This window comes from Nocardia grenadensis, assembly GCF_050942415.1.
GTDB classification, from domain to species: domain Bacteria; phylum Actinomycetota; class Actinomycetes; order Mycobacteriales; family Mycobacteriaceae; genus Nocardia; species Nocardia grenadensis.
In genome coordinates this window covers 6,227,211-6,250,018 of record NZ_CP192054.1, presented here as the reverse complement: position 1 = coordinate 6,250,018, position 22,808 = coordinate 6,227,211, and the positions used below count along the sequence as shown (strand labels likewise).

The 22,808-nt window shown below is 67.9% G+C and carries 19 protein-coding genes; 10 read left to right on the top strand and 9 right to left on the bottom strand.

Features of this window, described 5'->3' with window-relative positions:
* Positions 1-199: 199 nt before the first annotated feature.
* Both ACQPYS_RS28585 and ACQPYS_RS28580 read left to right on the top strand, forming a co-directional pair.
* The gene (locus ACQPYS_RS28585) at positions 200-943 is read left to right on the top strand and encodes a MerR family transcriptional regulator (RefSeq protein ID WP_063040985.1); all 744 of its coding nucleotides are present in this window, start codon (positions 200-202) and stop codon (positions 941-943) included.
* Positions 944-1,437: 494 nt separating this feature from the next.
* Positions 1,438-2,289, top strand: a complete 852-nt coding sequence (locus ACQPYS_RS28580; RefSeq protein WP_433491321.1) for a hypothetical protein — start codon at positions 1,438-1,440, stop codon at positions 2,287-2,289.
* A 117-nt stretch (positions 2,290-2,406) separates the two neighbouring features.
* Here ACQPYS_RS28580 and ACQPYS_RS28575 read toward each other — a convergent pair whose 3' ends face one another.
* Genes ACQPYS_RS28575 through ACQPYS_RS28560 form a run of 4 tightly spaced genes read right to left on the bottom strand, consistent with a single transcriptional unit; the run spans position 2,407 to position 7,829 of the window.
* On the bottom strand, positions 2,407-3,711 hold the full coding sequence (locus ACQPYS_RS28575) for an MFS transporter (protein WP_433491320.1): 1,305 nt from the start codon (positions 3,709-3,711) through the stop codon (positions 2,407-2,409).
* 31 nt (positions 3,712-3,742) lie between these two features.
* Positions 3,743-4,951 carry a CaiB/BaiF CoA transferase family protein gene (locus ACQPYS_RS28570; protein WP_063040979.1) on the bottom strand — a complete coding sequence of 403 codons (1,209 nt, stop codon included), beginning with the start codon at positions 4,949-4,951 and terminating at the stop codon, positions 3,743-3,745.
* Positions 4,952-4,962: 11 nt separating this feature from the next.
* Positions 4,963-6,423, bottom strand: coding sequence for a dihydroorotase (locus tag ACQPYS_RS28565; RefSeq protein WP_433491319.1), 1,461 nt, complete (start codon positions 6,421-6,423; stop codon positions 4,963-4,965).
* A gap of 38 nt (positions 6,424-6,461) precedes the next feature.
* Positions 6,462-7,829, bottom strand: coding sequence for an FAD-dependent oxidoreductase (locus ACQPYS_RS28560; protein WP_433491318.1), 1,368 nt, complete (start codon positions 7,827-7,829; stop codon positions 6,462-6,464).
* Positions 7,830-8,072: 243 nt separating this feature from the next.
* On the opposite strand from ACQPYS_RS28560, the gene ACQPYS_RS28555 reads away from it, so the two are divergent.
* Genes ACQPYS_RS28555 through ACQPYS_RS28540 form a run of 4 tightly spaced genes read left to right on the top strand, consistent with a single transcriptional unit; the run spans position 8,073 to position 11,975 of the window.
* Positions 8,073-8,867 carry an IclR family transcriptional regulator gene (locus tag ACQPYS_RS28555; protein ID WP_433491317.1) on the top strand — a complete coding sequence of 265 codons (795 nt, stop codon included), beginning with the start codon at positions 8,073-8,075 and terminating at the stop codon, positions 8,865-8,867.
* A complete protein-coding gene (locus ACQPYS_RS28550; RefSeq protein ID WP_063040972.1) occupies positions 8,864-9,706 on the top strand; it encodes an HpcH/HpaI aldolase/citrate lyase family protein in 843 nt (280 codons plus the stop codon). Before ACQPYS_RS28555 ends, ACQPYS_RS28550 begins: the two co-directional genes overlap by 4 nt.
* The gene (locus tag ACQPYS_RS28545; protein WP_433491316.1) at positions 9,703-10,542 is read left to right on the top strand and encodes a cyclase family protein; all 840 of its coding nucleotides are present in this window, start codon (positions 9,703-9,705) and stop codon (positions 10,540-10,542) included. The genes ACQPYS_RS28550 and ACQPYS_RS28545 overlap by 4 nt, the downstream gene beginning before the upstream one ends.
* Positions 10,539-11,975, top strand: a complete 1,437-nt coding sequence (locus ACQPYS_RS28540) for an MmgE/PrpD family protein (RefSeq protein WP_063040968.1) — start codon at positions 10,539-10,541, stop codon at positions 11,973-11,975. The genes ACQPYS_RS28545 and ACQPYS_RS28540 overlap by 4 nt, the downstream gene beginning before the upstream one ends.
* Positions 11,976-12,207: 232 nt before the next feature.
* Here ACQPYS_RS28540 and ACQPYS_RS28535 read toward each other — a convergent pair whose 3' ends face one another.
* Entirely contained in the window at positions 12,208-13,182 is a 975-nt protein-coding gene (locus ACQPYS_RS28535; RefSeq protein WP_433491315.1) for a hypothetical protein, read from the bottom strand.
* Between the two features lie 71 nt (positions 13,183-13,253).
* Entirely contained in the window at positions 13,254-14,081 is an 828-nt protein-coding gene (locus ACQPYS_RS28530) for an alpha/beta fold hydrolase (RefSeq protein WP_433491314.1), read from the bottom strand.
* Between the two features lie 262 nt (positions 14,082-14,343).
* Here ACQPYS_RS28530 and ACQPYS_RS28525 point away from each other — a divergent pair, with 262 nt between their 5' ends.
* A complete protein-coding gene (locus ACQPYS_RS28525; protein WP_431939334.1) occupies positions 14,344-15,138 on the top strand; it encodes an LLM class F420-dependent oxidoreductase in 795 nt (264 codons plus the stop codon).
* A gap of 116 nt (positions 15,139-15,254) precedes the next feature.
* Here ACQPYS_RS28525 and ACQPYS_RS28520 read toward each other — a convergent pair whose 3' ends face one another.
* Positions 15,255-15,905 (bottom strand): ammonium transporter, encoded by a 651-nt coding sequence (locus ACQPYS_RS28520; RefSeq protein WP_433491313.1) that lies wholly within the window; start codon positions 15,903-15,905, stop codon positions 15,255-15,257.
* A 378-nt stretch (positions 15,906-16,283) separates the two neighbouring features.
* Between ACQPYS_RS28520 and ACQPYS_RS28515 the strand changes: the two genes are divergently transcribed.
* Complete coding sequence (locus tag ACQPYS_RS28515) at positions 16,284-16,580, top strand: hypothetical protein (RefSeq protein WP_063040957.1); 297 nt, start codon at positions 16,284-16,286, stop codon at positions 16,578-16,580.
* Positions 16,581-16,783: 203 nt separating this feature from the next.
* On the opposite strand, the gene ACQPYS_RS28510 is transcribed toward ACQPYS_RS28515, so the two are convergent.
* Positions 16,784-17,485, bottom strand: a complete 702-nt coding sequence (locus tag ACQPYS_RS28510; RefSeq protein WP_433491312.1) for an SDR family oxidoreductase — start codon at positions 17,483-17,485, stop codon at positions 16,784-16,786.
* A gap of 231 nt (positions 17,486-17,716) precedes the next feature.
* On the opposite strand from ACQPYS_RS28510, the gene ggh reads away from it, so the two are divergent.
* Positions 17,717-19,054 carry a glucosylglycerate hydrolase gene (gene ggh / locus ACQPYS_RS28505; protein ID WP_063040953.1) on the top strand — a complete coding sequence of 446 codons (1,338 nt, stop codon included), beginning with the start codon at positions 17,717-17,719 and terminating at the stop codon, positions 19,052-19,054.
* Between the two features lie 5 nt (positions 19,055-19,059).
* On the opposite strand, the gene ACQPYS_RS28500 is transcribed toward ggh, so the two are convergent.
* Positions 19,060-19,485 carry an SdpI family protein gene (locus ACQPYS_RS28500; RefSeq protein ID WP_364585944.1) on the bottom strand — a complete coding sequence of 142 codons (426 nt, stop codon included), beginning with the start codon at positions 19,483-19,485 and terminating at the stop codon, positions 19,060-19,062.
* Positions 19,486-19,860: 375 nt separating this feature from the next.
* Here ACQPYS_RS28500 and leuS point away from each other — a divergent pair, with 375 nt between their 5' ends.
* Entirely contained in the window at positions 19,861-22,755 is a 2,895-nt protein-coding gene (gene leuS / locus ACQPYS_RS28495) for a leucine--tRNA ligase (RefSeq protein WP_433491311.1), read from the top strand.
* Positions 22,756-22,808 lie beyond the last annotated feature (53 nt).

The following is a 22,808-nucleotide window of genomic DNA, read 5'->3' as shown; positions in this document are numbered from 1 at the left end:
TGCCGGCGCCGGGCCCATTCTCGATGTCAGGACACGACCGGCCGCGACGGCACGGTCAACACCCTGCCGGCATCACATCCGGGTAGGGGATATGGACCGGGACTGCGGGGACACTTGACTGTGCCGCTGCGGCACGGTTCAGGCTGGTTTATAGGGTCGGCGCGTTCGCGGCGGCCGAACCGTAGCGGAGGAGTCGGATATGACGTGGAGTACCCGTCAGCTGGCGGAACTCGCCGGCACGAGCGTGCGGGCGGTACGCCACTACCACGACATCGGACTGCTCGCCGAGCCCGAACGCGCCTCCAACGGCTATAAGCGGTACGGCGTCGCGCATCTGCTGCGGGTGCTGCGCATCAAACGACTCGCCGACCTCGGCATACCGCTGTCGCAGATCGCCGAAATGGGCGACGGGGACGATTTCCCCCGCGACGCGCTCCAGACCCTGGATGCCGAACTGGCCTCCACCATCGAACGGTTGCAGCGCATTCGGGTGGAACTGGCCCTCATCCTGCGACAGGGCACATCCACCGATCTCCCACCCGATATCGGTTCGGCCGCCCATGTACTCACCGACGCCGACCGTGCCTTCACCGTCATCCTCACCCGCGTCCTGGGACCGTCCGGTATGGACGCGCTGCGGGGGATGCTGAACGACCAGCGCGACGACCCCGCCACGGCGGAGTTCGACAACCTGTCCGCCGACGCCGATGAATCCACCCGAGCCGAGCTGGCCGAACGGCTGGCTCCCTACGTGCACGCGGTGACCTCCGAGTATCCCGAGATCAATGGCCCGGCCACCGATTCACCGGTGGGCGCGAAGCGGGCGGCGGAGACGGTCGGCAAGGCCCTGCGGGATCTGTACAACCCGGCCCAGATCGACGTCCTGGTGAAGGTGAACCGCCTGCTCTACAAGCCGGACGGGCAGCGCCGCGGCGAGAATTGATCCGATGCCTCCGAAGGCGCCGCTCGGCCCGGCGACCCCGGGTCGCTGAGCCACGGCGGCGGCTCCGGTCTTGTTGCGGACGCACACGCCCTACCGTGGCCTGCTCTGGACGTTCGGACGCCCGGATACCGCCCCGGACACGTACGGACATTCGTCCCCCGGCAGCTCTCGACGCAGCGTGAGCGAAGGGATCCGGCCGGGAATCCGGCCGGATCCCTCAGTTCGCCGGTCAGTCGGGAGATCCATCCCCGCATCTCACGTTCGCCCGGGTCGTCGGACTTGCACCGAGGGCTGAGCAGAATGAATACAAACGCCGTCCAGAGACCGGTGCCGGAGCCGTCCGGACGGGCACGGGCAGCTGTCGCGCCATTGGGCCGAGGTGTTGTACCTGGTAAACAAGGGTGGGTACGGTGCGATGATCAGGAGACGCGGCGGTGGCAGGACGCCGTTCGTTGCGATTCGTGGCTTCTGCCTTCTACTGTCGTGAGGCCCGTATGAGCAACGGTATCGGCAAGGCGGCCCTCGAGGCAGTCGAAGCCTTGACTCGAAGCTTCAACAAAGCCGCTGAGTTGATCGCGAACAAGTTTTATCGGGGTGGTGCCGTCCATCCAACTACGTCGGGCGCGAAGCATCAGGCTGCCACGGACTCGGGGGGTGCGGCCACGGTCGATGACGTTCTGGTTCGGGAGGTCAGGACACGCGCGGGACTGCCACCTGAATACCAGGGCGCCGATATTCGGGAGGTGCGTTCCAGAGATAGGCGTCAAATCGACGATATCCATGAGAACCGCTATGGTCTGGGCAACCGGCCCTTGGGTACCGAGCGTGCCGACTTCACCGGGCGCCCGCTTCGCGGCAAACCGGCGACTGATCTGAAGGCCCTGCTGGATCAGGCTCGTACGGCCGACGGTGGTGCCCGGCTCGTGATAGGCGGTGGTCATAGATACCGTCCCGCCGAGCCGGGCGAAATCTTCGCGAATGTCAATCCAGATGCCAACCCGGACGTGCTCGCGGACTTCCGTGATCTTTCGGTCTTTCCCGACTCGGTTTTCGACGAGGTCAACCTCGAGCGTGTGCCATTGCTGAACACGCTGGAGGAGGGCGGCGCGGCCGAGATCCATAGAGTTCTGAAGAACGACGGTCGACTGGTCATCGGCACAGGGTTGGCGAACATCGCGCCTGCCACAGAACGAGCTGCCAATGTCCGTGCACTGGAGGCTGCGGGGTTTCGTGATATCGATGTCGTCGCGGCCCGGGACGACATGATGGATGCCGATGAACGTTTCAGCGACTGGTATGAAATGGTCGCCATCAAAGCGGACCCGGATGGAGCGCCGTCGAAATAGTCCGCGGCAGTCACTCACTGTCGGAGGCCATGCGCGCCACCACATGACGCACCGCGTAACCCCCTCATCGGGTTACGCGGTGCGTCGCGGGCACACCCCGGACGAATCCGGCGGAGGCTAACTCGTGGCGGTGAGTTCGCCCTCCGGTCCTCCCGGGTGGACCGGCGGGCGCGTCGGCCGCTCCGGTTCCTTCGTGAAGAACAGCATCGCCGCCGAACCGATGAGGCACAGGACCGTCATGACGATGAAGCCGCCGTCGTAGGTGCCGGTTTCGGAGACGATGAAGCCCATTACCGACGGGGCCACGATCCCGGAGAGGGCGAAGCACGCGTCGGCGAAACCGGCCGCGGTACCGGGCTGGGTCGGGGCGGCGTCGATCGAGGCCACCCACCAGATGCCGCCGGTGATGAAGCCGAAACCGACACCCGCGGAGATGCAGATCAGGGCGACGGTGAGGTTGCCGGGGAAGAACAGGATCGGGGCGATCGAGGCACCGGCGAGCAGGAGCGCCACGCCGATGATGAGGAATCGCGACCGGATGCTCTCGGTGCGTTTGTACACGCGGTCCACCAGGATGCCGCCGGCGAGTGCGCCGACCACACCGGCCGCCCACGGCGCCACCGAGAAGCCGCCGACCTCCTTGATGGAAAGACCGAATTCGTGTTCCAGGTACTGGGGGAGCCAGTACATGAAGGCCCAGAACATGAATCCCCAGGCGAAGTAGCCGAGTCCGACCAGCCACAGGTTCCGGTTGCGCAGGATCTCGCCCCAGTCGACCTTCTCCTCGTGCCCGCTGTCCTCGCCGTCGGTCTGGCCGGACCGGATGTAGCGCAGTTCCTTGTCCGAGACGAAGGACGCTTCGCTCGGCGAGTTCTTCAGGAACGGGTAGGCCACGACCACCCAGACCAGTCCGGCGACCGCGAGCACGAAGAACATGCCCTTCCAGCTGACCAGTGCGATGAGCTGAGTGAGGATCGGTCCGCCGATCAGCAGGCTGCCGGAGACGGCGACGCCGCCGATGAGGGCAAGTGCCTTCCCGCGTTCGTGCGCCGGCAGCCACCGGCTGGCGATCCGCGTCGCCGCCGGGAAGCAGGGCGCTTCACCGGCTCCGAGGAGGATACGCAGCAGGATCAGGCCGATGAACCCGCCCGCGAACGGGGTCAGCGCGGTGGCCGCGGCCCAGATGAACATCCCCACGATGAGGACGCGGCGCGAACCGTACCGGTCGACCAGCGGCCCCGACAGCAGGGCGAAAAGCATATAGCCGATCGAGAATGCGGAACTGATGACGCCGTACTGGCCGGTCGTGATTCCGAACTCGTCCCGCAGATGGCTGGCTGCGAACGAGATGGCGCTGCGATCGACATAATTCACCACCACCAGGCCCAAGATGATGGCGATTGTCCACCAACGCGATTTCATAGCGAACTCCTGAGATAAAGCTGCCGCGGGGTCAGATGACGCCGCGTGCCCGCAGGTCGTCGATGTCCTCGGGACTGCGCCCGAGCTGAGTGAGGACCTTGTCGGTGTCGGCACCGGCGGGTCGTCCGGTGTGCCGGATCGCCCCGGGCGATCGGGTCATGCGCCACATCACGTTCTGCATGCGCATGGGGCCGAGCTCGCTGTCCTCCACGGTGGTGACCATGTCGGTGGCGACGACCTGCGGATCGGTGAGCAGGTCGCTCGGACGGTAGACCGGCGCGACGGCCGCGCCGGCTTCTTCGAAAACACTCGTGACCTCGTCACGGGTTCGTTCGGCGATCCAGCCGCCGACGTATGTGTCGAGCAGATCCGCGTGCTGGGCGCGGGTGCGCCCGGTCGCGAACCATTCCTCGTCGATCACCTCGGGATGCCCCACCAGCCGCATCACCCGTTCGGCGATGGCCTGGGCGCTGGTGGAGATCGCGACCCAGTGGTCGTCCTTGGTGCGGTAGAGGTTCCGGGGCGCGTTGTTCTGCGACCGGTTACCGGTCCGCTGCTGGTCGATCCCGAGCTGATCGGCGTAGATCACCCCGGGGCCGACCGCGGTCATGATGGGGGTGAGTAGGTCGAGGTCGACCTCCTGGCCGGTGCCGTCGTTGCGTTCGCGTTCGAACAGCGCCATCGAGATCGCCGACGAGCCGGCGACACCGGCGATGGAATCGGCGAGCCCGAAGGCCGGCAGGGTGGGCGGCCCGTCGGGCTGCCCGGTGAGGTGGGCGAACCCGCTCATCGATTCGACCAGCGTCCCGAACGCGGGACGTTTGGCGTAGGGGCCGTGCTGTCCGAAACCGGTGACGCGCAGCATGATCAGCCCGGGGTTATGTGACGACAGCTCCGCGTAGGACAGGCCCCAGCGCTCGAAGGTGCCGGGCCGGAAGTTCTCGATCACCACATCCGCTTCGGCGGCCAGATCCCGGAAGATCTGCTGACCGTCGGGGGTGCCGAGGTTCAGCGTGATCGTCTGCTTGTTGCGGGCGACCATCTTCCACCACAGCGGGATTCCGTCCTTCTCGAGGCCGTGGCCCCGCATCCCATCCGGCTTCTGCGGATGCTCGATCTTGATGACCTCGGCGCCGAAATCACCCAGGATCTGGGCGGTCAGCGGTCCGGCCAGGATGGTGGAGGCATCCAGGACCTTGATTCCGCGCAGCGGGCCGGTCGGCTGCAACTCGTCGTTCACCTACGAACTCCTCAGTACGGGCGCGAGATGTAGCGGCCCGCGGGCTCGCCGGTGACCACGCCGTCGGCCAGCACCCGGTTACCGCGCACGAAGGTGTCGGTGACCGCGGCAGTCAGCTCGAAGCCCTCGAACGGCGTGTACTCCTGAGTGGATTCGGAGTTCGCGGCGCGTACGGTCCAGGTGCGGTTCGGGTCGACGATCGCGATATCGGCGTCGACGCCCTCGGTCAGGCGGCCCTTGCCGGGCAGGCCGTAGCGGTCGGCCGGGTTGGACGCGGTGAGCTGAGCGATCCGGCGCAGCGACAGACCGCGCTTGCGGCCCTCGGTGACCAGCCCGGGTAGCAGGTACTCGGTGCCGCCGAAACCGGACTTGGCGGCGAACACATCGTCGCGGTCCTCGCCGAACTTCACCTCGTCCTTGCAGCAGGCGTGGTCGGAGACGACCCAGTCGATATTGCCGGCGAGCAGGTGGTCCCACAGCGCCTCGACGTCCTCGCGCGGGCGGATCGGCGGATTCACCTTGGCGCCCAAGCCGTTCGCGTTGTCGATATCGGTGAGCAGATGACCGATGGTGACCTCGCGGCGGAAGTTCACGTGCGGGAACGCCTCGGCCATCTTCATGGCGGCCTTCAGCGCCTTGGCCGAGCTCAGGTGCAGCAGGTTGATATTCGGCAGGCCGGTCTCGTCGGCCAGGAAGGACGCGATGGTCACGGCCAGGCCCTCGGAGTGCTGCGGGCGGGACGCGCTGTAGGCGGCGAGACCGCTGAGCTCGCCCTCCTGCTCGACGATCTTGGTGTAGGCGCTCATGATCTCGGCGGTCTCACAGTGCAGGGACAGCGAGATGTGCTCGGCGAGTTCGGGGAACTGTTCGCGCGCCTTCTGCACCCCGCGCATCACGAACTCGAAATGCGCGATGTCATAGCGCTCGTCCTCGGGGATCATGAGGAAATCGCTCTGCGAGGTGGACCGTCCGTGCAGGCCGTGGCTGCCGTAGAACATGAAGATCTTGAACGAGGTCACGCCCTGGTCGGAGGCCAGATCCGGGATCTCGCCGATATGCTCCTTGGACATGGGCGCCAGGTGGAACGCGTAGTCGATATAGCTGCGACCGGCCGCGGCGTCCAGCACCTCCGGGAAGAAGTCGGCGTAGGCGCCGCCCTTGTTCAGGTAGTACTGCCCGGTCCGCATATAGGTCAGCGCGGTGGTGACACCGCCCTGGGCGCTCGCGCGGGATTCGGTCTGCGTGTCCTCGGCCAGCGGGTTGTAGATACCCCAGTGCTGGTGGGCGTCCACCACGCCGGGGAAGATCAGCTTGCCGGACGCGTCGACGATCTCGGCATCCGCGGACTCCAGGTTCGCGCCGATGGCGGCGATTTTGCCGTCGACGATCAGGATGTCCGCGGCCTCGCCCTCCTCGGGAGCCGAGTTGTCGGTGCGCACCACGGTGCCGTTCTTGATCAGGTACGAGGTCATTTCTTCTCCTGGCGAATATCCGATAGGTGAAATCTGGGTCACGCGTCGACCGGGCCGTGTACGTGCTCGGCGGCGAGGAACGCCAGCCCGAGCGCGGTGATGAGGCCGTTACCGGCGAGATAGCCCCCCGCGCCGTGACCAGAGATGCCGATGGCCGCGCCGCCCGAGGCGTAGAGGCCGGGGACCGGTGCGCCGCCGGCCAGTACCCGCGCGTGTTCGTCCACGACGAGACCGCCCTGGGTGTGGAACAGGGCGGGGGTCACGGCGATGGCGACATAGGGCGCGGTGAGGGGGTGGCGGTCGTCGGTGCGACCCTGCCGATCCGGTTCCGTGCCCGCCGCGGCCCGGTGGGCGGCACCGAGTTCGTCCTCCAGCGCCGCGGGCGGTACACCGATCCGTTCGGCCAGTTCGGCCGCCGAGGCGGCGCGGATCAGCGAACCGCTCTCGGCGACCGCGCGGAAATCATCGAACACCGAGCACAGTGCTTCGATGTGCTCGTCGATGACGATCCATCCGGCACTGCCGGGCTGGGCCGCGAGGATGGCGGCGAATTCCGAATAACCCGTGGTCTCGGGTGCGAACCGGCGGCCCTCGCTGTTCACGATGACGCCGCCGTGGACGACGGTGGCCCAGCCGATGAGGGTCTTGCTGCGCGAGGAGAGCGCCGCGTGCCCCTGGTAGGCGTCGAGGAAACCGGTGTCGGCCCCCAGACCCTGCCCGATCCGCAACGCGTCGCCCCGGCTGAACTGGCCGCCGTGATAGTGGGCGTCGGCGATCTCGGGGATCCAGCGGCGCACCAGGTCGCTGTCGGCGCCGAAGCCGTTGGTCGCGAGCAGGACGGCGGGTGTGGTCAGCTGTTCGGCGTTCCCGTCCGGGGTGGCGATCTCGACCCCGGTGACCCGGCCGCCGGTGGTGTGCACCTCCCGCAGGATCATCGGGGCGATGAGTTCGATCCGCGGGTGGGCCCGGGCGCGTTCGACCAGGTGGCGGAGCAGCTTGGAGCCGTGGCGGCCGGGGATGGTGTGGCAGCGGTCGACACTGTGGCCGGGGTAGCGGAAGTCGGTGACCAGTTCGAGGTCGAGTTCCTGGGCGTCGGCCAGCCAGGTGACCAGCCGCGCGCTCGACTCGGCCAGTGCCCGGGCCAGGCGGTGATCGGCCGTGCCGCCGGTTTTGCGGTCGATATCGGCGAGGAACCGGTCCGGGCTGTCCACGACGCCCGCGGCCTGCTGCCAGCGGGTGCCGGCGGCCGGGATCATCGCGGTGCACATCGAGGTGTTGTTCCCGCGCTGGAAGTACTCGTCGGCGTCGATCAGGAGCACATTCGCGCCGAGTTCGGCGGCGCGCAGCGCAGCGACCAGGCCGCCGCCCGCACCGGCGACGACGAGATCGAAATCCGGACCGTCCACGCTTCCTCCTAGTCTGTTCCGCTTAGCGGAACGCAAGAATGTGGTCCCCTGCACTATGCACGTTCGACAATCTGGACACAAGTGCCTGTATAAACGATTAACGCGGACGAAACCCATGCATGAGCCGGTCGAGCGGCCTGGACAATCGTTTCGCTAAGCGGTACAAATTTGTTCAGATGTACGTCGGTCGCGCCGGTAGCGTCGCCGTCGGAACAACGGAAACCCCGCAGAAACGGAGCCACGATGGAGTCCTCCAGTGGAGGCACCACGTCTGCCGCCCGGGCAGCCGATGTGCTGCTCGAGTTCGGCCGCCGGTCGAGCGCGCTCGGCGTCTCGGAGATCGCCCGCTCGACCGGTATGTCGAAGGCGGTCGCCCACCGCATCCTGACGACCTTCGTCGAATGCGGTCTGCTGCTCTACGAGCCCACGACCCGCCGGTACCTGCTCGGCCCGGCGGCGGCGACGCTCGGCGCCCGCGCACTGGACGTATCCCCGCTGCGGCGGATGGCCCGCGAGGCCCTGGTGGACCTGCAGCGCGCCACCGGCGAGACGGCGACCGTCACCGGCCGGTTACCAGGAGGTCGCGTCTACCTCGATCAGGTCGAGAGTACTCAGGAAATCAAGATGACCGTTGAGCTGGGTCGCCGGTTCGACCTGCACAGCGGCTCGTCGGGCCGGATCATCCTGGCCTACCTCTCCGAGGAGGAACAGGACGATGTGCTGTCGCGACCGCTGCCCCGGCTGACCGCCACCACGATCGTCGACCCCGCGTCGCTGCGCGCGGCGTTGCGGAAGGCGAGGGAACGGGGAGTGTGCCGGTCGACCGGCGAACGCCAGGAGGGCGCGGGTTCGATCGCCGCCCCGGTGTTCGGGGCCGACGGAGCGGTGATCGGCTCGGTCTCGGTCTGCGGACCGAGCTACCGGATGACCGAGGAAGCGTGCGATCGCCACGAGAGCGCACTGGTCGAGGCGGCGCAGCGGGTTTCGCGAGCACTGGGCCATCGGGCGCCGGCTCCCGTCGCGGTGGAGGCGAAATGACCCCGCGCAGCTGGCTCTACGTGCCCGGACACCGCGACGACCGGATCGGCAAGGCGATCGGCAGCGCCGCCGACGCCGTGGTGATCGACCTGGAGGACGCCGTACCGGTCCACGCGAAGGAACGCGCACTGGCCAATGCCCTCGCCGCCCTGCGCACGGCGCCACCGGAGCGTCGGATCTGGTTGCGGCTCAATGCCATCGGGTCGTCCTGGCTGGACAACGAGCTCGCCGGACTGGCCACCGCGCAGACCCCGCCCTCGGGGGTACGGCTGCCCAAGGCCGAAACGCCCGAATCGGTGGCGGCCACGACCGACCGGCTCACCTGCCAGGTGCACGCCATCATCGAATCCGCCGCGGGCCTGCTCGCGGCGCCCGCAATCGCGAAATGTCATCCGCGGGTCACCGGGATCGCGCTGGGCGAAGCGGATCTGGCCGCCGACCTGCGCACCGAAGCCGACGGCCTGGCGTGGGCGCGCGGCTGGATCGTCACCGCGGCGCGGGCCGCCGGACTGTCCTCACCGGTCCAAAGCGTCTGGACCGCGGTCGAGGATTCGGCGGGACTGGCGGAGACCTCACGCACCGGCCGGGCCCAGGGCTTCTTCGGGCGTTCGGTCATCCATCCCAATCAGATCGGCATCGTCAACCAGGCCTTTACACCGTCGCCGGAGGAACAGAGCCGAGCCCGGCGAATCGTGGAGTGCGCGGCCGCATCCCAGGCGGCGGGGGAATCCGCGGTTCTCGACGAGAACGGCAGATTCATCGACCCCGCCGTCGTCGCGAACGCCCGCGTGGTGCTCGACCGGGCAGAGGCCACCGCAGTACGAGGAGTGAAAGCATGACCGAACAGACCGTTTCCGCCGTGCCGGACGCGCTGTTGCACGCCGTGGTGAGCAGCGATGTCGACGTCGTCGAGCTCGGGCATCCGTATACGACGGGAATGCCCTGCTCGCCCAACCACCCCGGGTTCCGGATGACCCTGATCCGCCGGCACGGGGATATGGTCCGCCCGGACGGCGGATCGGCGTCCAACGAGATCATCGTGACCGGCGGGCACGTCGGCACCCATGTCGACGCCCTGTCCCATGTCAGCCACTGCGGCAAACTGCACGGCGATATCGATGCCGAGGAAGCACAGCGCGGTGGGCGGTTCTCGCAGTTGGGCGCGGAAACGATCCCCTTCATGCTCCGGCGCGGACTGCTGCTGGACGTGCCGCGGGTGCGCGGCGTGGCAGCCCTCGAGGCCGGCCAGGCCGTCACCGAACAGGATCTGCGCGACGCCGCCGACGCGGCCGGGGTGACGCCGCGGCGCGGAGATGTCGTTCTCATCCGTACCGGCTGGGCCCGGCATTTCGACGACGCCCAGCGCTACCTCGGCCAGCAGGACGGGGTGCCGGGCGCCGATGTGGGCGCGGCGCAGTGGCTGGCCGCCGCCGGGATCGTGGCCGCGGGCGCGGATACCACCGCCTTCGAACACATTCCGCCCGGTAAGGGGCACAGTGTGCTGCCGGTGCACCGGGTGTTGCTGGTGGAGAACGGCATCCACATCATCGAGCACCTGAACCTGGAGGACGCGAGCGCCCGCGGCCTGACCGAGTTCACCTTCGTGATGGCGCCGCTACGTATCACCGGCGGTACCGGTTCGCCGGTGCGCCCGGTCGCGGTGGTGGCCAAGTGACCGCCGCCGCCCCCGCCGCCCGCCACGACCTCACCGGTACCGTGGTCGGTCGGCTCGCCGCGCTCGCCGCGGATACCCGCGCCACCGGGCTCACCGCCGAACTCCGCAAGGACGTTGCGCGCCGCGTCCTCGATGTATTCGGCAACTCCCTCGCCGCCCAGGGACAGCCGTCGGCCCGGGCCGTCACGGCCGTGGCACGCGGCTGGGCCGGCGCCGCCGCGGCCACCGGTATCGGCACCGGGGAACGGTTCCCCGCCGCCACCGCCGCGCTGGTGAATGGCACTCTCGCGCATTCGATGGACTCCGACGACACCCATCTGCCGTCGGTACTGCATCCGTCGGCATCCGTGGTCCCGGCCGCTCTCGCGGTCGGTGAGGCCACCGGCGCATCCGGCGCCGCGGTCCTGGACGCGGCGGGCGTGGGTATCGAGATCGCGGTGCGCCTGGGCATGGGCGGCTACGACGAAGAGCTGGGTAATTCCGAATTCTTCGAACGCGGCCAGCACGCGACGTCCATCTGCGGCGCCGTCGGCTCCGCCGCCGCGGCGGCCATGCTCTACGACCTCGACACCGAAGGTATCGCGGACGCGATGGGTATCGCCGCCAGCTTCGGTGCCGGACTGCTGGAGGCCAACCGGACCGGCGGCACGGTGAAGCGCGCGCACTGCGGGTGGGCCGCGCATTCGGGGGTCACCGCGGCGGAATTCGCCCGGCACGGGCTCACCGGACCGCCCACCGTGATCGAGGGCCGGTTCGGATTCCTGCACGCCTTCTGCGGGGACCGCGCGGATACGGCCAAGGTCGTGGACCGGCTGGGCGAGCACTGGGAACTACCCGGGATCTTCTTCAAGCCGTACCCGTGCAACCACTTCACCCACGCCGGTATCGATGCCGCCCGCGCGCTGCGAGCGGACGGCGTCGATCCGGACGCGATCGTGGAGATCGACCTCGGCGTGCCGACACCGGTGCTGCGCACCATCGCCGAACCGCCCGCCGCCAAGGCTGCCCCGGAGTCGGGCTATCACGCGGCCTTCTCCGGGCCGTTCACGGTGGCCCGGTCGCTGCTGGGCGGTTCCGGCCTGGGTGTGGGCCATGCCGACTTCACCGACGAAGCGGCGCGCGATCCGCGCACGCTGGAGTTGGCCGCGCTCGTGGTCGCCCACGCCGACGCCCGCTGCGACGAGATCTACCCGCATCAGTTCCCGGCCGTGCTGCGGGTGCGCACTCGTGACGGGCAGTGGCACGAGGCGCGTATCGACCACAACCGCGGCGGCCCGGCGAACCCGCTCTCCGACGACGAACTCACACTGAAGTTCGATCTGAACGTGGAAGGCCACCTCTCCGCGGTGCAGGCGGGGACGGTCGCCGAGCGCGCGCTCGCCCTGCCGTCGGCCGGATCGCTGGACGGTCTCATGTCACTCGTCCGGGGCTGATCCTTCCCGATCCGGCGACGCGCGATCGGGTCGCGTCGTGAACCGGGCCGCCGGTCTTCGTCGCAGGAAAACGGAAGAGCCCTCGAACGTGTGTTCGCGCGGTCGTCGTAATCATCGATACGAGAGGATTACGACGACCGCGCCGTTTCCGGGAGATGTCGACGGGTGCGCGCGCCGGGGCGAGATCGTCGCCGAGTACCGGCCGGGCCCGCCTGCGGCATCAGAACGTCGATCACAATGGTTCGACGACCATGTTGTCCCAGCCGCTGTCCTCGCGCGGAGGCCTGACCGGTGTCGGTTCCTCTGGCCGGAAGTTCGGGTTGGGGATGAAGCCCTTGTCGGGGTCGTGCCGATCGATCAGCACGCCCTCGACCTTGTCCGCCGGTATCCCACCATCGACCACCACGAGCTGCTCTCGGGCTCCCTTGCCGTCCTCTCCTCGATCGTGAGCGTTCCGCGTATCTCGGACCACGAACGTTTCGCCGTCGTCACCGAGTGGGAAGCGGGCGGCCTGAGCCGGGGCTCGCGAAGTACATACCCGGTCATCCGCGCCCGGACCGTCGTGACCGGTCCACGACCACGTCGGTTCGTCGATCGTGCTGCGTGGTCGGAAGCCTTCCTCGAAGATCGTTTCCTTGGGCCGGGAGTCGCCCCGGTAGAGCCTCCCGAGGTGCGGCTCGCGACTTCTTGTCTCGGCCGGGAAATCGAGCTCGCCGTCCAGCTCGCGGGCCTGGCGTTCCATATTGTCCTGCCACTTCCACATGGCCTGGGAGAAGTCCCGCCCCGCTATCCCCTGTTCGTGGAGATGGTCTCGCTTGGCGGCTATCGCGCGCCCCCACGCGCGATTGATGGTCCAATCAGACCCTTCCGATGTCAGTGGGCCGATATGTTCCGGCAACTCGTTGTGCTCCACGTACTTGTAGAAGTCGTGGAACTTGATCCGGCCACTGTCCAGCCCCGAACGCAGCGTGTAGGGGTCGCTGCTTTCGTTCCATGCGCGCAGGCCGGAGTAGAAATCGGTATCGGCGGCGATCCCACCGATGAGGTCCGAGCCCTGCTCGTCTGCCCGGGGCAGGGTGCCGCCGTGCCCTGGCAGACCGCTGCTGATATTCCTGATATCGCGATCGAGACAGTCGCCGACCATCTTGCCCGAGTACATGATCCGGTGCCCGATGTCCACGAATGTGTCGGCGATTCTGCGGTACACACGCTCATTATGGCAATCCCCGCCCGGGGCCGGGACCGCTTCGACTGCCCGGTGCCCGGCAGGTCCGCGTATCAGCGGTCGAGGAACTCCAGCAGGTCGGCGTTGAACTTCTCCTTGTCTCCCGGGACGAGGGCGATGCCGTGCGAGCCGCCCTCATACACCTTCAAGGTCGAATCCGGAATGATCTCGGCGGATTTACGCCCGGTCGCATCGATCGGCACCACTTGGTCGTCGTCCCCGTGCACGATCAGCGTGGGGATATCGAACTTCTTCAGATCCTCGGTGAAATCGGTGTACGCGAACGCGTCCACGCATTTCACTCCGGCCTGGATGCTCTCCTGCATACCCATGAACCAGAACGCGTCGCGATTTCCCTGGGTCACTTTGTTGCCCGGGCGATTCGCGCTGAAGAAACCTTCCGATGTGTCCTTCCAGAATTGCGAACGCTCGGCGAGGATCCCGGATTTGATCTGGTCGAAAACCTCGTCCGGCACACCTTCGGGGTTGCTCTCGGTCCTGCTCATCAGCGGCGGGATGGCCGAGAGCAGTACCGCGGAATGTACTCGCCCGGTGCCGTGCCGGCCGATATAGCGGGCGAGCTCACCGCCACCCATACTGTGTGCCACCAGCGTCGCGTCCTGGACATCGAGGCTCGTCAGCAGATCGTTCAGGTCGTCGGCGAAGGTATCGAAATCGTAACCGTCCCACGGCTGATCCGAGCGGCCGTGCCCGCGCCGGTCGTGGGCGATACCGCGGTACCCGTTGTCGGCGACGAATTTCATCTGGTCTTCCCAGGCGTCGGCGTTCAACGGCCAGCCGTGGATGAATACGACCGGGCGGCCACTACCCCAATCCTTGTAGAAGATGTTCACTTTGTCGCGTGTCGTGCACACAGGCATGGCGGAGCCTCCTTCTGTGCGTGATTCGCCGACCGGGAGCGGGCCGTGACAACGAGACGCCGTCCGAAATGCTACCGACGAAGCGGTGTGGAAAAGGGGCTGTATCACTCCGTTACGAAATCCATGCGCGTCCGGAATCGGCACCGATACCGAGACCCACGTAGCCGATCGGTTCGCGGCCGCTGTTTCCGTACGGCCCGGCCTACCCGGCCCCGGTAGCCTCGGGGTCGGGAGACAACCCGACGACGAGGAGTCAAACAAGATGAGCCGACCAGTTCGGATCGGAGTCCAACTCCAGCCCCAGCACGCGCCCGATTACGGACTCATCCGCGACGCCGTATTGCGGGCCGAGGACGCGGGTGTGGACATCGTCTTCAACTGGGACCACTTCTTTCCGCTGTTCGGGGACCCCGACGGCGCGCACTACGAATGCTGGACCATGCTCGGCGCCTTCGCCGAACAGACCGAACGGGTGGAGATCGGCGCGCTGGTCACCGGCGGCGGCTACCGCAATCCGGATCTACTCGCCGATATGGCCCGCACCGTGGACCGGATCAGTGGCGGCCGGCTCATCCTCGGCATCGGATCGGGGTGGTTCGAGCGCGACTACGACGAGTACGGGTACGACTTCGGTACCGCTGGCAGCCGCCTGAACCTGCTCAAGGAATACCTGCCCCGCATCACCGGCCGGCTGGCGAAACTGAACCCGCAGCCGGTACGTGAGATCCCGGTGCTCATCGGCGGCGGCGGGGAGAAGAAAACGCTGCGCCTGGTGGCCGAGTACGCCCATATCTGGCATAGCTTCGGCGAGCTGGACGTGTTCACCCACAAGAGTCAGGTTCTCGACGAGCATTGTGCGCGGGTGGGTACCGATACCGATCGGATCGAGCGCTCGGTGTCCTGGCCGGGCACGGCGCAGGCGCCGGACTACCTGAAGGCCGGGGCCACCCTGTTCACGGTCGGCATCACCGGCCCGGACTATGAGCTGTCCCAGGTCCGCGAGGCCCTTGCCTGGCGCGACGAGATCAACCCGGAACCGGTCAGCGGTATCGCCTGACCACCGGCACGGAAAACGGGTCCGGTCTGCCGTCGCAGACCGGACCCGTGGGGTTTCGTATGCCGAGCGGATCGGGTCACCGACCCGTGTTCACCGATCCGTCGAGGGGAGGGAGTTCAGTTCGCCGACTGAACCTGCTGACGCGGCGCCCACTGCGTGGTGCCGGGGGCAGCGACCAGGGTGTTGATCAGGTCGATGCCCGCGATGATCAGCGTCGGTCCGCCGACGACGAGGGTCCCGATGATGCCGCCGAGAGCGGCCGCGGTGACGATTCCAGGTATGCCGGTCACCGGCCCACCGGCCCACGCGGCCAGTCCGACGACCGCGCCGAGTGCGGTACCGACGAAGCCGCCGATGGCGGTGGCGAGACCGAGCTGGGAGGTGAAGTTGTCCTGGGCCGCGAGATTCTCTCGCGGTGAGGCCACCGGCTGTGCGGCGGGCCGGGCCGCGGCGACATCCTTGACCGCCGTCAGCTCGAGCACCCGGCCCTCGTCGCGCACCGCGTGCGGGAGCGGGTACTCGGTGGCACCCTCGCGGACCGCGAGCGGCAATGCCATCACGGTGGCGCCCGACTTGTCCAGGATCTCGACTGTTTCGCCGTCGATCTCGAATGTCCCGTTGGTGAGAGTGGTGACCACCCTGTTACCGATGAGCTCGGCGTGGTAGCCGATCTCGGGGGTCGCGGGTTCCGCGTGCACGACTGCCGCGCCCACAGTGGTGGTGGCGAGCAGCGGCACTACCGCCGCAACGATCTTGCGGATCATCATGAGGTCTCGTGTCCGATCTTCATCACGGTATTGCCAGTGGATTAACCAGCCAGAACTTCGCGCAGCTATCGGCCGCCGGGCATAAACGCTGCCGCCCGGCGGTTTCGAACCACATCGACGTTACGCGGTTGGTATCCGAAAGACATGAAAACCGTGCCAGAAATTCCCCAAATCTGTTTGAAGATAGGACGATTCGGGTATTTATAAAGTTTTGCTATAGCGGGGAAAGCGGAAAAGCTCCCGCGAATCGCCGTCTCGTCGGGGCTCGGCACATCAGTGGCTACCTGCATTGATGCGCACTTGGTAATGTATTTCAGTGCGTAGTTCCAGGTGACCGTTTCGAGCCGAGCAACCGCTCCGAGAAAAGAGGGAACACCGATGACAACGGCACACGATCAGCATACCGACCACACGCATGTACACGGGCCGGACTGCGGTCATGTCGCGGTCCCGCACGGTGATCACGTCGACTATGTCCACGACGGACACCTGCACCGAGCGCATGAGGGGCACTTCGACGAGTGTGAAACCCACGGGCACACCGAGGTCACCGCGCACAACCATGTCCACGGTGAGGGCTGCGGTCATGTCGCGGTGCCGCACGGTGATCACGTCGACTACATCCACGACGGGCACCGGCACGCCGCCCACGACGGACACTACGACGAGCACTGACCACGCGTTCGCGGCCGGGATCGGCGGGCGCGGGTGCGCGCCCGCCGATCCCGGGGGTCGGAGCCGCCGGACGACTTCGTCCCGCAACTCGCGGATCGCGACCGAGCCGCCACGGCCGGCCGTAACGCCACTCGCCGATACGCCGCGTGGAACCGGGGGCCAGGGGCACAGGACCTGGCGATCGGGCCGGTGAGCGGCCGCGTTCACCAGGGGCGCAGCACGATCTCGGTGGGATGGGCGTCGCGCGGGGTATCGATCGCGGTCCGGATGGCGCGAGCGACCGTCTCCGGACGCAGGAATTGGTCCGGTTCGTAGGCCCGGCCCTCTCCGGCGATGATCGCGCGCTGCATATCGGTATCGATACGGCCCGGATGAATCGAGGTCACCCGCAGCGTCGGCTCCTCCAGCCGCAGGGCGTCGCCGAACGCCCGCAGACCGAACTTGCTGGCCGCGTACGAGGCCCAGCCGGCATTGGCACGCAGACCTGCCCCCGAATTGACGAGCACCACATGGCCGCCCGCCGCCCGCAGGGCGGGCAGCAGCAGGCGGGTCAGTTCCGCGACGGCGATCAGGTTGGCCTCGAGCGTTTCGCGCCACTGCCGCACCGAGGATTCCGCGATGGTGCCCAACTCGGCGATACCCGCGTTGTGGACCAGTACGTCCAGCCGGTCGATCGACTCCGTCGCGGCCGCTACCGCCGGGTAATCGGTGAGCTCCACCGGCCACCCGGTGGCCCGGGGCAGCTCGGCCAGGATCGATTCCAGACCGGCCGGGGTGCGCGCGCCGAGCAGCAGCCGGTGGTCCGCCGCCAGCTCCCGGGCGACCGCCGCGCCCAGCCCACGTCCGGCGCCGGTGACCAGCGCTACCCGCCGCTCGCCGGGTGCCCGGTCGGCTTCCTGCTGCATATCGCCACTCCTCGTATCGTCACCCCGCCGCGCCACCGGTCCACTGCGTGGCCGGGCGGCCCGCCGGACAGCGTGCCACACCGCACCACGGCCGCGGGCGCGGCGCGAGGGCGAGTTCGTGTAGCGCATACGAAATATGCCGCACACCGGAGCGAAACCGTAGCTCGGTAGATATTGCGATCACACGCACCGAGGAAGCGTGCACCCGGCCCGAACCAGCAAGATATAGAGATGGCACACCCAGGTTTCACTCCCACGCAGCTCGCCGCCCGCGCGGCCTATCTGCTGCGCGGCAACGATTTGGGAACCATGACCAGCGCCGCGCCCCGCCTTTATCCGCATATGTGGAGCTGGGACGCGGCGTTCGTCGCGGTGGGGCTGGCGCCGCTGAGCGTGGAACGCGCGGTGATCGAGCTCGACACCCTGCTCTCTGCGCAGTGGAAGAACGGCATGATCCCCCATATCGTCTTCGCCAACGGAGTGGACGGTTACTTCCCCGGCCCGGCCCGCTGGGAATGCCGGCTGCTGGCCGCCAACGCGCCCGACGGTCCGGATACCTCCGGGATCACCCAGCCGCCGGTCCACGCCATCGCCGTCCAGCGGATCCTGGACCACTCGCGCCGGCACGGTCGCAGCACCCGCGCGGTCGCCGAAGAATTCCTGAATCGGCGCTGGGCCGATCTGGTGCGCTGGCATCGCTGGCTGGCGCACGCCCGCGACCCCCTGGGCAGCGGGCGCATCACGCTCTACCACGGCTGGGAATCGGGGATGGACAACTCTCCGCGCTGGGACCGGGCCTACGAGCACGTGGTGCCCGGGGATCTGCCGCCCTACCGGCGCGAGGACGTCCTCGTCGTCGCCGACCCCACCCAGCGGCCCACCGACCGCGAATACGACAGGTATCTGTGGCTGGTGGAGCAGATGCGCCGCGCCCGCTACGACGACGACGCCCTCAGTTCGACGATGGACTTCGCGGTCGAGGACGTGTTCGTCACCGCGATCTTCGCCCTGGCCTGTGAGGTCCTCGGACAGATAGGTGAGGAATACCACCAGGCCAAATCCGATATCCGCGAACTCTTCGGCTGGGCCGACCGGTTCCGCGCCGGGGTGATCGCCACCACCGATGCCCGCACCGGTGCGGCGCGCGACTACGACACCCGCCTGGAGCGCTGGATCACCACCGAGACCCTGGCCATGTTCGCGCCGCTGATCAGCGGCGGCCTGCCGCGGGCCACCGAACGCAACCTACTGCGCCTGTTCGAGGGCCCCCGCTTCTGCGGCCACCCGGACCTGCGATACGCGCTACCGCCCTCCACCTCGCCGGTGTCCAAGGATTTCCGGCCGCGCGAATACTGGCGCGGCCCGGTGTGGCCGGTGATGAGCTGGCTGTTCTCCTGGGTGTTCGCCCACCGCGGCTGGGCGGAACGCTCGTTCATGCTGCGGGCCGAAGCGCTGCGCCAGGCCAGCGACGGCAGTTTCGCCGAATACTACGAACCGTTCACCGGGGAACCGCTGGGCAGTATGCAGCAGTCGTGGACGGCCGCGTCGGTACTGGATTGGCTGGGCTGACCGGATCAGACCGGTTGGGAACCGGCCGCCGGTTCGCACATCTCCTTGAGCGAGCAGCCGCCACAGGACCCTCCGCAACCTCCGGCCGGTTCCGGCGGCGGTGCGATCGCCTCGGCCGCCCGGGCACCGGCGTTCGCCCCCGCACCGAGGGTGAACAGTGCGATGACCAGCACACCCACCGCCACCAAGACGCCGGTGAAGCCGCCGGCGGCCATGACCACCAGGCCGCCCGCGGACAGCAACGCGGCAGAGATGATCAGGGTGGGCGCGGCCACCCGGTTGGCGGCCCGGAACGCGGTCTCGTCCCGCAGCGCGGCCTCGGTGTGGACACCGATATAGCGGTTGCCGGGCAGACGGCCGATGAGGCCGAGCACACCCGTCGTCAGGGCCACCACGGCCAGGACGAACAGGAGAATTGCGACAACGAACACCCGCTGAGCCTAGCTGTGTTAATTGGCCCCGCCTGCGGCGGGGCGGGGTTGAGGCCCCCTTGTGTCTCGCCGTTCAGGCCTCGAGACTCGCGCCTCCGGCGCATGCGCTTCGAGGCCTGAACGGCGAGACGGGCCTCAACCCTTAGAGGTGTCTCGCAGAACTCGACGCTTACGGGTGTCACCTGGCATCCGATATCCGGGTCCGCAGCGGGTCCGGGCCATCGGGCGGACCCGCGTGTGGTTCTGCTCATATGGGTGGCCGTACTCCCCATCGGACGCGCCGAGTCCGCACCCGACCTTTTTGGGCTTGTCAGGGCGTAAGTCTTAGGCTGTCGAGACGGATTTCTCCCACCAGCAGCTAGAGAAGGCAGGACCGTGCAGGACTCCCGCGCAACCGAGACGGCCGGGCAGAGCTCGGTAGACCACGGCGCACCCCAGGGTCGCTCCGGTGATACGCCCGCCCATCGGTACACCGCCGAGCTCGCCCGGGAGATCGAGCGCCGGTGGCAGCAGCGGTGGAACGAGCGCGGCACCTTCTTCGCCCCGAACCCGGTCGGTCCGCTGTCCGGCGAGGTCCCGGCCGACAAGCTGTTCGTCCAGGACATGTTCCCGTACCCGTCGGGGGCGGGGCTGCACGTGGGCCATCCGCTCGGCTATATCGCCACCGATGTGTTCGCCCGCTATCACCGGATGCACGGCCGCAATGTGCTGCACGCGCTGGGGTACGACGCGTTCGGTCTGCCCGCCGAGCAGTACGCGGTGCAGACGGGGGCGCATCCGCGCGACACCACCGAATCCAATATCGCCACCATGCAGCGGCAGCTGGACCGGCTGGGCCTGGGGCACGACCGGCGGCGTTCGTTCGCGACCACCGACCCCGAGTACTACCGGTGGACCCAGTGGATCTTCCTGCGCATCTACAACGCCTGGTACGACCAGGAGGCCGGCCGCGCCCGTCCGATCGCGGAGCTGGAACAGCAGTTCGCGACGGGGGCCCGGCCGGCGCCGGACGGTAAGGACTGGGCGAGTATGCCCGCCGCCGAACGCAATGCCGTGCTCGACTCGTACCGGCTGGTCTACCAGACCGATTCGGTGGTGAACTGGTGCCCGGGGCTGGGCACGGTGCTGTCCAACGAGGAGGTCACCGCCGACGGCCGCAGCGAACGCGGCAACTTCCCGGTGTTCCGTAAACGCCTGTGGCAGTGGATGATGCGGATCACCGCCTACTCCGATCGGTTGATCGACGATCTGGACCGGGTGGACTGGCCGGAGAACGTCAAGGCCATGCAGCGCAACTGGATCGGCCGCTCGCGCGGCGCGCGGGTCGAGTTCGCGACCGCGACCGGTGATGTGGAGGTCTTCACCACGCGCCCCGACACCCTGTTCGGCGCGACCTATATGGTGCTGGCCCCCGAACACGGGACGGTGGACCGGTTGATCGCCGCCGCTTGGCCGGAGGGCACCGATCCGCGCTGGACCGCCGGTAGTGCCACACCGGCCGAGGCGGTGGCGGCCTACCGCAAATCCATTGCCGCGAAATCGGATCTGGAACGCCAGGAGAACAAGGAGAAGACCGGCGTCTTCCTGGGGGCCTACGCCACCAACCCGGTCAACGGCGCGCAGATCCCGATCTTCATCGCCGACTACGTGCTGAGCGGCTACGGCACCGGCGCGATCATGGCGGTGCCCGGCCAGGATCAGCGCGACTGGGATTTCGCGACCGCCTTCGGCCTGCCGATCATCCGGACCGTGCAACCGCCCGCGGATTTCGACGGCGAGGCCTACGCGGGTGACGGGCCGGCGATCAACTCCGAGTACCTGGACGGGCTGAACATCGCCGACGCCAAGGCCACCGTGATCGCCCGGCTGGAAGCCGACGGCCACGGCGCGGGCACCGTCCAGTACAAGCTGCGGGACTGGCTGTTCGCGCGGCAGCGGTACTGGGGTGAACCGTTCCCGATCGTCTACGACGAGGACGGCGCGCCGCACGCGCTGCCGGAGTCCATGCTGCCGGTGCGGTTGCCCGAACTGGACGATTTCGCGCCGGTCACCTTCGATCCCGACGACGCGAACTCCGAACCGTCCCCGCCGCTGGCCAAGGCCACCGACTGGGTGGAGGTCGAGCTGGATCTGGGCGACGGTCCGCGCAGGTACCGCCGGGACACCAATGTGATGCCCAACTGGGCGGGTAGCTCGTGGTATCAGCTGCGCTACGCCGACCCGACCAATTCCGCGGAGTTCTGCGCGAAGGAGAACGAGACGTACTGGCTGGGCCCGCGGCCCGCCGAGCACGGCGCCGACGATCCGGGCGGTGTCGACCTGTACGTCGGTGGGGTGGAGCACGCGGTACTGCATCTGCTGTACGCGCGGTTCTGGCAGAAGGTCCTGTTCGATCTGGGGGAGGTGAGCGGTAGCGAACCGTATCGCCGGCTGTTCAACCAGGGCTACATCCAGGCATTCGCCTATACCGACGCGCGTGGCGCCTACGTGCCCGCCGCCGAGGTGACCGAACGCGACGGCCGGTTCTACTGGAGCGACGCCACGGGCACCGAGGTCGAGGTGAACCAGGAGTACGGCAAGATCGGAAAATCGCTGAAGAACGCGATCGCCCCCGACGAGATCTGCGATCTGTACGGTGCCGACACCTTCCGCTTCTACGAGATGGCGATGGGCCCGCTGGACACCTCCCGGCCGTGGGCGACCAAGGACGTCATCGGCGCGCACCGGTTCCTGCAGCGGGTGTGGCGGCTGGTGGTGGACGAGGAAACAGGCGCGACCCGGGTCACCGAGGACAATCCCGCCGATGAGACGCTGCGCCTGCTGCACCGGACCATCGCCGGCGTCGACGAGGACCTGGCGGCGATGCGCGACAACACCGCGGGCGCCAAACTGATCGAACTGACCAACCACCTGACCAAGGCCTACCCCGGTGGCGCACCGCGTTCGGCGGTGGAACCGGTGGTGCTCATGCTGGCACCGCTGGCCCCGCATATGACCGAGGAACTGTGGGAGCGGCTGGGGCACACCCACTCGCTGGCCCACGGGCCGTTCCCGGTGGCCGACCCGGCGCTGCTCACCGCGGAGACGGTGGAGTACCCGATCCAGGTCAACGGGAAGGTCCGCAGCCGGATCCAGGTCGACCCGGAGGCCGACCGGGCCGCGATCGAGGCGGCCGCACTGGCCGACGAGAAGATCGCCGCCCTGCTCGACGGCAAGGCCCCGCGCAAACTGATCGTGGTCCCGGGACGCTTGGTCAACATAGTGGCGTAGCGGTGACGGTCGACACGGTGGCCTGCGTTTTCCCGGGTCTCCGTGTTGGCCGG